The sequence below is a fragment of the Cupriavidus sp. 05N40 genome (assembly GCF_056397305.1).
Genome location: NZ_JBFTND010000266.1, coordinates 1 through 9,283, shown reverse-complemented (window position 1 = coordinate 9,283; position 9,283 = coordinate 1). Strand labels below are relative to the sequence as shown.

Genomic DNA, 9,283 nt, shown 5'->3' with positions numbered 1-9,283 from the left:
CTCCTCGTGTGGGTCAGTGTGGTCAGTGTGGTCGGTGCTCGTCGGTGTCCATTGCTTGTAACGATAGAGAGGCGGTATCCTCCGATCAATGCCGGCAGGAGAAAGCAGGTATCTCGCCGGAAGATAGCGGGAGCCAAGGCATGCAAACGGAAGCAGGGCAGGACCTCACACTCAAGGCGCTGGCGACCTTCGTGGCGGTGGCGCGCACGGGCAGCGTTTCGGGGGCAGCGGCGCAGCTCGGGCTGGCGCAGTCGGCCATCAGCAGGCAGGTGGCCGAACTGGAGCGGATGTTCGGCGGCGCGCTGTTCTACCGCACCGGGCGCGGCGTACGGCCGACCACGCTGGCCGCGCAGGTGCTCGCCGACGCCGAGCCGCTGCTGGCCGGCGCCCGGCAACTGGTGGAGTCGGCGCGGGGCGAGGCGGGCAACGTCGGCGGGATGGTCACGCTCGGGCTGGTGCCGGCGGTGGCGCCGCTGCTGTCGAGCCGGCTCTACGCCGCCGTGCAGGAGCGCCTGCCGGCGGTCCGGCTGCGCATCGTGGAGGGCTACAGCGGGGAGATCGAGACCCGGCTGACGCAGGGCAGCATCGACCTTGCGGTGCTCAACCGCTACCGCGCCGAAGGCCGGAACAGCTACCGGCGCCTGCTCGACACGCCGCTGATGCTGGTGGGCCGGCGCGCGGCCTTGCAGGCGCACTGGCGCACGGTGGGCGGCAGGCCGGCGTCATGTTTGACCACGCCGCGTTCTCCGTGCTGCCCTACCACGCGGTCGCAGCCGAGCTGGAGAGCGGTGACTTCGATGGCGTGCCGCTGTCGGACCGCGCCTTGCGGCAATCGGTCGTGCTGGCCACCAGCAGCCAGCGCCCGTTTACGGCTGCCGCGCGGCAGGTGGCGCAGATGATCCCGGGGATTGCGGATGCGTTGATCCGCGAAGGCATGTGGCGGCGATAGGTGGTGGTCGCGGCGAAGCACAGGCGCCGCTCTTGCGTGCGTGGGCGCTTCCATCACCGCGGCCGGATCACCGGGTTGGACGAATCGGGCGAACTGTGCGGGCGAACTGTCCGGGCGAACTGTGCGGGCGGCAGGAATGGAAAGTAGGGATCGCCGGGAGCGATTGCTCATGGCGAAAACGCCCTCGCCAGCCGGCAAGGCCGGCGGGCGAGGGCGGGGACCAGATGGCCGCGTCCGTCAGCGCCGGCCGGCAAGTCGGCGGATCACCGAAATGAAGTGATCGACTTCCCCGGTCGTATTGTAGAAAGCCAGTGACGGGCGCACCGTGGCCTCGACGCCGAAGCGACGCAGGATGGGCTGGGCGCAGTGATGGCCTGAACGCACCGCAATGCCTTCTTCATTGAGCGCGCGGCCGACTTCCTCGGTCTCATACCCCTTGAGCACGAAGGACAGCACGCTGGCCTTGTCCCGCGCGGTGCCGATCAGCCGCACCCCCGGGACAGGCGCCAGCAGCCGGGTGGTATATTCGAGCAGGTCATGCTCGTAGCGGGCGATACTGTCGATGCCGACGCGTTCCACATAATCCAGCGCGGCACCGAGGCCGACCGCATCGGCGATATTGCCGGTGCCTGCCTCGAAGCGATTGGGTGGCGGCTGGAACTCGGTGCGCTCGAAGGTGACGTCGGCGATCATGTTGCCGCCGCCTTGCCAGGGTGGCATGTGCTCCAGGATCTCGCGCTTGCCATAGACCACGCCGATGCCGGTGGGGCCGAAGATCTTGTGCCCCGAGAACACGAAGAAGTCGGCATCGATGGCCTGCACGTCCACGCGCATGTGCGAGACCGACTGCGCGCCGTCGACCAGCGCCCTGGCGCCGGCAAGGTGCGCCAGTTCGACGATTTCCCGGACCGGCACCACCGTGCCCAGCGCATTGGAGACCTGCGTCACMGCCACGATGCGGGTGCGGTGGTTGAGCAGGCGCCGGTACTCGTCCAGCCGTACCTGGCCGGAATCATCCACCGGTATGACCCGCAGCCTGGCCCCGACCTGCGCGGCAAGTTGCTGCCACGGCACGATGTTGGCGTGATGCTCCAGGTGCGRGACGATGATCTCGTCGCCTTCGCCTACATGGCTCACCCCCCAGGTCTTGGCGATCAGGTTGATCGCCTCGGTGGCGCCGCGCACGAAGATGATCTCGTCGGGCGAGGCGGCGCCGATAAAGCGCTGCACCTTGCTGCGCGCGGCCTCGTAGGCATCGGTGGCGCGCGCCGCCAGCGCATGCGCGGCGCGGTGGATATTCGAGTTCTCGTGCGCATAGAAATGCGAGATGCGCTCGATCACCTGGCGCGGCTTGTGGGTGGTGGCGGCATTGTCGAACCACACCAGCGGGCGGCCATTGACGCGTTCCTGCAGGATCGGGAAGTCGCGGCGCACGGCGTGCACGTCGAACGGCGCGCCCGACGGCGCCGCCGCCCACGGCAAGGCGTCGCCGTGGCCAACGCCTTGCGGTACCAGGCGCGGCACACCGCTCGCGTCGGGCAGTGCGATGCGGTCCAGGCTGCCCGGGCCGCTGCGTGACGCAAGCCCCGCAGTGTCGAGGAAATAATAGGCGCTCGCCGCCTGCCCCGGCCGCGGCGAAGCATCGGCGACCGGTGGCACCCCCAGCGCGGTGCCGCCGAAGCGGCTTTCCAGCGCGGGCGCCGCGTTGGTCACGGTATCGGGCAGGCCGTTCTGCGCGGCCGCGCTAGGCAGCAGCGCTGGCGCGCGGTTGCCCAGCGACAGCACATGGGTTGGCGCCGCCGGCGCCAGGTTGGCGCCTGGCACCTTGCCTTGGGGAATGGCGGCGCCAGGCACGCCGGTGCCCGTGCCGCCCGGGCCCGCCAGCGGCGAGCCGGCAGGCGCGGGATTGCCGGCCACGGCCAGCGCTGGGGCAAGCTCGGGCGCAAGTTCCGCCGGCTTGCCCGGCAAGGCCGAGAAGAAGGCCCCGGCCAGCCGCGCCAGCACGGCAGGATCGGGCAGGCCCGCGGGCACCTGCGGTGCTGCCGGAACGCTTGCGCCCGGATTACTTGTAGGTGTCAGGGTAGTCATGGTACTTGCCGATTTCCACGTCATCGAGAACCGCCAGCGCGTCCGGCGCATGCACCGCGAGCGAGCAGTACAGGGAGATCAGATAGGAGGCGATGGCCTGGTCGTTGATGCCCATGAAGCGCACCGACAAGCCCGGGCCCTGTTCGCCCGCCACGCCGGGCTGGTACAGGCCGACCACGCCCTGGCGCTTGTCGCCCACGCGCAGCAGCAGGATCTTGCTCTTGCCGTCGGCCACCGGCACCTTGTCCGACGGAATCAGCGGAATGCCGCGCCAGGTGATGAACTGCGAGCCGAACAGGCTGACCGTGGGCGGCGGCACGCCACGGCGCGTGCATTCGCGCCCGAAGGCGGTGATCGCCAGCGGATGCGCGAGGAAGAACGCGGGCTCCTTCCACACCTTGCCGAGCAACTCGTCGAGATCGTCCGGCGTGGGCGCGCCGGTCAGCGGGAAGATCCGCTGCTCTTCGGCCACGTTGGCCAGCAGGCCGTAGTCCGGGTTGTTGATCAGTTCGCTTTCCTGGTGCTCCTTGATGGTCTCGATGGTCAGGCGCAGTTGTTCCTTGACCTGGTCGTGCGGGCTGCTGTACAGGTCCGACACGCGCGTATGCACGTCGAGCACGGTGCTGACCGCGTTCAGGAAATACTCGCGGGGCTGCTCTTCGTAGTCGACGAAGGTGCGGGGCAGGCGGCCCTCGCTGTCACGCTGGGTGCAGGCCACCTGTACGGTTTCAGGGTTCTGCACCTTGTTCAGGCGATAGATGCCCGCCTCGACCGGGACCCATTGCAGGAAATGCGTCAGCCAGCGAGGCGTGATGGACGCGAGTTGGGGAACGGTCTTGGTCGCGTTGGCTAGTTGCCGTGCTGCGTTATCGCCGAGCGCGGTCTGGCTGCCTGCTGATGCCGACATGTAAAACTCCTGGTTGATATGAGAAAAACAGGGAAGGTTATGAGCAGGGCGATTATCAAAGCCGTCATGGCCGCCTTCAACAGGCTATAGACGGCAAACTGCCCCGCCTGGTGACATACCGCTAGCGTGTACCGCCGGCACTGGCCTGGCGCCGCAGCTCCGGCTCCGCGCCATGGCTGGCGCCAAGCAGCCAGGCGATAGGCACCCCCAGCGCCAGCGCGAGCTTCTCCACCGTGACGATCGATGCGATCACGCTGCCACGCTCGATCTCGCCCACGTAGGAGCGGTTCAGGCTGGCATGCTCGGCCAGTGTTTCCTGCGACCAGCCTTGGACTTCGCGCAACTCGCGCACGGTGCTGCCCAGCGTACGGACAAGGTCGTTCATGGCAGGGCAGCCTCCGCAAAGGGTCGGGCAGGCTCGCCCTCGCTGCGCGATACCGCCTGCGTGACATGCGCACCGGGCGCGACATCCTGCGTGACCCAGACATTGCCACCAATGACCGCGCCGCGGCCCAGCGTGATGCGGCCAAGGATGGTCGCGCCGGCGTAGATCACCACATCGTCCTCGACGATCGGATGGCGCGGCAGGCCTTTTTCCAGGTGGCCCTTGGCATCGCGCGGAAAACGCTTGGCGCCGAGCGTGACGGCCTGGTACAGGCGCACCCGTTCGCCGATGATGGCGGTTTCGCCGATCACCACGCCGGTACCGTGATCGATGAAGAAGCCGCTGCCGATGCGCGCGCCCGGATGGATATCGATGCCGGTTTCGGCGTGCGCCAGCTCGGCCACGATGCGGGCCAGCAGTGGCAGGCCGAGCTGGTACAACACATGGGCAAGGCGGTGATGGATCATCGCCAGCACGCCGGGGTAGCACAGCAAGACTTCATCGACGCTGCCGGCGGCCGGGTCGCCGTGGTAGGCCGCCAGCACGTCGCTGTCGAGCAGGATGCGGATCTGCGGCAGGCTGGCGGCAAAGTCCCGCACCGCGGCCAGCGCGCGGGTCTCGAGCTCGGGCGGGCCGTGCTCGGCGTGACGGGCGGTGTAGCGAAGCTCCAGGCGCGCCTGGGTCAGCAGCGCATGCAGCGCCGCGTCGAGCGAATGTCCGATATAGAGATCCTCGCTCTCCTGGCGCAGGTCCGGCGGCCCGAGGCGCATCGGAAAGAGCGCGCCCTTCAGGGCCACCACGATCTGGGCCAGTGCTTCGCGTGAGGGCAGGTCTCGCCCGCCCGGCTCGAGCAAGCGTTGCTGGCCCTCGCGCCATTGCCGGCGAACCTGCTGCAAGGCCTGGACGATTTCGTCTACGTCAAAGTTCGCCATTGCTGACAACTCCTTTTGTTGCGCCAGTCAGGCGACTACTGCTGCGACCATGGCAGGCCGTGAAAGCGCCAGCCGCCCAGGCCGCCGCGCCGCTGTTGTTCGTCGAGATCGCCCTCAAAGCCTTCCTGCACGTTGTAGACCTGGGCCAGTCCGGCCTTGGTGGCCGCCTCGGCGGCGAGCGCTGAGCGATTGCCGCTGCGGCATAGCAACAGCACCACCGCGTCCTTGCCGGTCTTGGCTTCGAGTTCGCGCACGAAGCGGGGGTTGCGGGTCAGGCTGGTGCCGGTCGCCCAGGGCACGTGCAGGCTGCCGGGTACATGGCCGACAAAGGTTCGCTCTTCCTGCGAGCGCACATCGACCAGCAGCGCGTGGCCGGCGTTGAGCAGCTCCCACGCCTGTCGCGGCGAGATGGTGCCGGCGTAGGGCAGGCCGGCGGAGCGGGCAAGCTCGTGGGCAGTTTGCAGCGCGGGATGCGCGATTCGTTCTTCCAGTGCAGTCGTCATAGCGTTCTCCTCCTTCAGGTCTTCACCCCCGCCAGCATTGCGCCGGCTTGCTTGCACAGCGCACGGTTGCAGGGCGATGGCAACTGTCTATAGCCACCAGGCACACTATGAAAGGACGCAACAGGAATGAAAACGAAGAAATCCGCATTTCTAAAGACGCCCCGGACCTTCCGGTTCTGACTAGCGCCGAGCCGATGGGATGGAAAGCGGAAAGGAGCGCGCCGCCCGGCAGGGCATGCGGCGATATGCGCAACGAGCTGGATCAGGCGTCGTCGGTTGTTGATCAGGCTGCCCTGAGATCTGGGCGAGACAGCCCAGCTGCGTACAGCCGCGACCATTGGGATGGCCTCGCGATGTCGATGCCTGCCAGGCGAGGCAGGGCTTGTGCGTCTGGATCGATCACCAAGTTTATGAAGCAAGCCGCGTCGGACCAACGAATGATTGAGCCTATGCATATGCCGCAGGGATTGCCGCGGGTAGCGGTCCATTGGCGCATATAGCGCATGGCGATTGTCCTTCTTGCTTGTTCGCCGGGAGAAGAACCCTGAGCCGGCATCCACGTCTCCCGCGCCACCACCGGCCGGTCTTCGCATCGCGCGCCGGGCTAGACAGATCGCGCTATCGGCTCGTTATCGGCTCGTTTTTCGGCTCGTTCGCCAGGGTCTCTATCCGTACCTTGGTCGAGTCCTTGAGAACCGTCAATCTGGTGCGATGGAGTAGCGCATGGTCTGGCGCAGAGCCGTCACTGTTCAGCCGCTTCACCTTGTTGAATACGACAGAGAAGCTTTCCTGGGTGACGGTCGCCGATGCGTATCCTTGTGCGTCGTGATCGACGTACTGGAGATCGGGGTTGTTGGCCTTGAGGAAAGCGTCGAACGCCGCTGGCGTGGCGACGAGTGGAGCGAGCGGCGTGCCGCTCCATGCTGCCTTGACGTAGGTGTAGAACGACGTGCTGCTGATGCCGGCGCAGACGAAATCAACCAACACCGGCGTGCCGGCCTCGGGGGTCGGCCCGCCGCGCACGACGCCGCACTGGAAGGCGTGCAAATCCCCCGTGATGGCGATGACGTTGCGGATCGAGGCCTGTTCCAGGTAGGCGAGCAGGTCGTGCTTGTCCGTGGGGTAGCCGTCCCACGAATCGCAATTGATGACGAAGCGGTCCTCCGATGCGCCATTCGCGGTGCGCAAGGCCGCCCACAGCCGGTTCAGCATGACCTCGTTGCCCCACACCTTCCATGTGGCGCGCGACGTCTTCAGCTTGTCCTTCCACCACTGGGTTTGCGCCGGGCCCAGCATCGACGGAGCGCGGCCAAGCCGCGCCGTAGCCAATGCTTCGAAGCGTTGCAGCACCTCAGGCTTCACGAAGTAGCGCGATCCGACTGCGTCGTCGCCGTGAACGGGATCGTGTCCGCGAGCCTCGGCTATCGCCCGTGCGCTGATCACCTGGCCGTCGCGGTACAGCCGCTCGTCGGTCATGATCAGTTGCATCAGCGAGCCAAAGCTGAAATCGCGATAGATGCGGATGTTGCGATATGACGCATCCTCCGGAGCGAACTCCACATCGCTCCAGTCGATCGGCATATATTCGGCCCACGCCCGGGTGGCGTTGCGCCGGCGTTGCGTCTCCTGCTTGCCCTCATTGGTGTAAGCCTGATGATCCTGCCAGCCATCGTCAGAGAATTCGTGATCATCCCAGATTGCAATGATCGGGAACCGGCGATGAACGTCCTGCAGTCGCGGGTCGGTCCGGTACGTTCGATATAGCGCGCGATAGTCGGCCAGCGTATGGGCGTAGACGCCGCCGCCCGGCATCGGCTGCCCATCGGGCAGGTTCAACGGCGGGTGCGCAGGTTCCGCAGGGCTGGCCGCTTGCGCACCCACCGTCTCATAGATGTAGTCGCCGACGTGCACGACGAAGTCGAGATCCGTCTCGGCCGCCATCAGCGTCATCGCCTGCCAGTGGTTGACGCCCCAGTCCTGGCACGTGAGCCACGCGAAGCGGACCCGGGTGTTGGCATCGGCCGGGCCGGGCGCCGTCAGCGCCGTGCCGGTGCCGGTCACGTCATCGCCGGCGACGAATCGGTAGTGGTACAGGGTCTTCGGCGACAACCCGATGATTTTCGCCCGAACGGTATGGTCGAAGCGGCGCAATGCGCTCAGCCGTACACTTGCGACGGTCGTTGCAAAGTCCGGCCGTGTCGACACGTCGAGTCGCACCGGCACCACGTCAACGTCGCCCTGCGCGGCGACGCAGCGGGTCCAGAACACCACCGACGCGTCCCGCGGGTCGCCGCTGGCAATGCCCTGCGGGAACAGGTATCGGCCCTTGCGCGCCGACGCGACGCCCGGCGGCCCGGACCCGCAAGCCGTGAGCGCACCGGATGCAACGGCGATGGCAAAGAAGGCCGACGACTTCAGAAAATGACGGCGTTTCATCCAACCTCCGTTACGCGCCGGACCCGGCACGGTACGCTCGGACTACAGGCGCATCCGGAACCGGTGACCGTCCGCGCGTCGAGCGGGACCTGCCACAGGCGCCGGGCAACGTTCTACTGGCCCTCGCCCGTGTCACATCGGCTTTGCTGCCGTCCGGAAGACCTCGCTGAGGTCGGCATCTTCCAGTACTGGCGTGACCTCAAGCTTCATCAGGTCGCTCCACAGGTAGGCGAATTCAGTCAGAAGCTTCACATCGTTTGTCTCGAGCAGGTCGAAGCCGCCGCTCAGGTCTGCCCTGGTCCATCTGCCCAGCAAGGTGACGCCCGCCGGCGGGAGCCCGCCGGTCTTCTGGAATCGCCCGATTATGTCCTCCCGGACTCGCGTATCCGGGGCCCAAGTGAATGTCAGCATGAACTTCATGGATGGCCTCCTTTGCTGTTTGGCCGATTGAAGCCTGTTATACGGGCGCTGCCTGAGCTTGGATGCAATGACAGAAACGGCCTTGGACGGGCGGCGTCATGGTGACGGCCTCGCCCGCCTAGCACTATTGTAGAAAGAGCAGAAATAGCCAGCGCGAAATCACCAAGAGCAAGTTCTGGTGCCGGACAAGCGGCCGCCATCGCCTGCGCGATGGCGGCGAGAGCGTGCTGCACAACAGCCAACGGGATCAGCTTCTTCGTGCCGGGCATCGGTTTTCAAATCTGAACTTCAGGATTTCAAAAGTGAAATAGATGCGGTGGATCTGCTTCTTAATGTTCAGCAAAATCAAGGAGATGCCAGTTTTTTGGCGTGTTGGCCCGGTTCCTGCGAGTAGGGGGGCTGCCATCAAGGGCCCTCTGAAAATTTCGTGGTGTGGACGGCTTGACCTGAAGCGCTTTCTCTCCGACTTTCCGTTGCCATGCGTTGTGGCAACACCGTTTCCTGATGCTCATGGACTACGCCCCGATCAAATCCCTGCTGATTGCCAACCGTTCCGAGATCTCCATCCGCGTGATGCGCGCGGCTGCCGAGATGAATATCCGGACCGTGGCGATCTATTCGAAGGAAGACCGCCTCGCGCTCCATCGCTTCAAGGCCGATGAG

The 9,283-nt window shown here is 66.1% G+C and carries 9 protein-coding genes; 2 read left to right on the top strand and 7 right to left on the bottom strand.

Annotated elements, in window-relative coordinates; genetic code table 11:
- Positions 1-140: 140 nt before the first annotated feature.
- Positions 141-899 carry a LysR family transcriptional regulator gene (locus AC1DO7_RS36905; protein ID WP_477117276.1) on the top strand — a complete coding sequence of 253 codons (759 nt, stop codon included), beginning with the start codon at positions 141-143 and terminating at the stop codon, positions 897-899.
- A gap of 287 nt (positions 900-1,186) precedes the next feature.
- On the opposite strand, the gene AC1DO7_RS36900 is transcribed toward AC1DO7_RS36905, so the two are convergent.
- From AC1DO7_RS36900 to AC1DO7_RS36870, 7 genes are all read right to left on the bottom strand, one after another.
- Positions 1,187-3,037 (bottom strand): family 2A encapsulin nanocompartment cargo protein cysteine desulfurase, encoded by a 1,851-nt coding sequence (locus AC1DO7_RS36900; RefSeq protein WP_477117275.1) that lies wholly within the window; start codon positions 3,035-3,037, stop codon positions 1,187-1,189.
- Positions 3,012-3,944: a family 2A encapsulin nanocompartment shell protein gene (locus AC1DO7_RS36895; protein WP_441622113.1), complete on the bottom strand. Its 933-nt coding sequence runs from the start codon at positions 3,942-3,944 to the stop codon at positions 3,012-3,014. Before AC1DO7_RS36895 ends, AC1DO7_RS36900 begins: the two co-directional genes overlap by 26 nt.
- A gap of 121 nt (positions 3,945-4,065) precedes the next feature.
- Positions 4,066-4,329, bottom strand: a complete 264-nt coding sequence (locus AC1DO7_RS36890; RefSeq protein ID WP_441622111.1) for a helix-turn-helix domain-containing protein — start codon at positions 4,327-4,329, stop codon at positions 4,066-4,068.
- Positions 4,326-5,261 carry a serine O-acetyltransferase EpsC gene (epsC, locus tag AC1DO7_RS36885; RefSeq protein WP_441622109.1) on the bottom strand — a complete coding sequence of 312 codons (936 nt, stop codon included), beginning with the start codon at positions 5,259-5,261 and terminating at the stop codon, positions 4,326-4,328. Before epsC ends, AC1DO7_RS36890 begins: the two co-directional genes overlap by 4 nt.
- Positions 5,262-5,296: 35 nt before the next feature.
- Positions 5,297-5,764: a rhodanese-like domain-containing protein gene (locus AC1DO7_RS36880; RefSeq protein WP_441622107.1), complete on the bottom strand. Its 468-nt coding sequence runs from the start codon at positions 5,762-5,764 to the stop codon at positions 5,297-5,299.
- Positions 5,765-6,382: 618 nt separating this feature from the next.
- Positions 6,383-8,200, bottom strand: coding sequence for an alkaline phosphatase D family protein (locus tag AC1DO7_RS36875; protein ID WP_441622105.1), 1,818 nt, complete (start codon positions 8,198-8,200; stop codon positions 6,383-6,385).
- A gap of 132 nt (positions 8,201-8,332) precedes the next feature.
- Positions 8,333-8,620 (bottom strand): DUF3303 domain-containing protein, encoded by a 288-nt coding sequence (locus AC1DO7_RS36870; RefSeq protein ID WP_441622103.1) that lies wholly within the window; start codon positions 8,618-8,620, stop codon positions 8,333-8,335.
- A 510-nt stretch (positions 8,621-9,130) separates the two neighbouring features.
- Between AC1DO7_RS36870 and AC1DO7_RS36865 the strand changes: the two genes are divergently transcribed.
- Positions 9,131-9,283 (top strand): biotin carboxylase N-terminal domain-containing protein (locus AC1DO7_RS36865; RefSeq protein ID WP_477117277.1); only part of this gene is annotated, 153 nt, incomplete at its 3' end.

What these genes read in the sequence shown, in the direction of transcription:
- AC1DO7_RS36905 (WP_477117276.1), top strand. Translation starts at nt 141, where the DNA reads ATGCAAACGGAAGCAGGGCAGGACCTCACACTCAAGGCGCTGGCGACC.
- AC1DO7_RS36895 (WP_441622113.1), bottom strand. Translation starts at nt 3,944, where the DNA reads ATGTCGGCATCAGCAGGCAGCCAGACCGCGCTCGGCGATAACGCAGCA.
- AC1DO7_RS36890 (WP_441622111.1), bottom strand. Translation starts at nt 4,329, where the DNA reads ATGAACGACCTTGTCCGTACGCTGGGCAGCACCGTGCGCGAGTTGCGC.
- epsC (WP_441622109.1), bottom strand. Translation starts at nt 5,261, where the DNA reads ATGGCGAACTTTGACGTAGACGAAATCGTCCAGGCCTTGCAGCAGGTT.
- AC1DO7_RS36880 (WP_441622107.1), bottom strand. Translation starts at nt 5,764, where the DNA reads ATGACGACTGCACTGGAAGAACGAATCGCGCATCCCGCGCTGCAAACT.
- AC1DO7_RS36875 (WP_441622105.1), bottom strand. Translation starts at nt 8,200, where the DNA reads ATGAAACGCCGTCATTTTCTGAAGTCGTCGGCCTTCTTTGCCATCGCC.
- AC1DO7_RS36870 (WP_441622103.1), bottom strand. Translation starts at nt 8,620, where the DNA reads ATGAAGTTCATGCTGACATTCACTTGGGCCCCGGATACGCGAGTCCGG.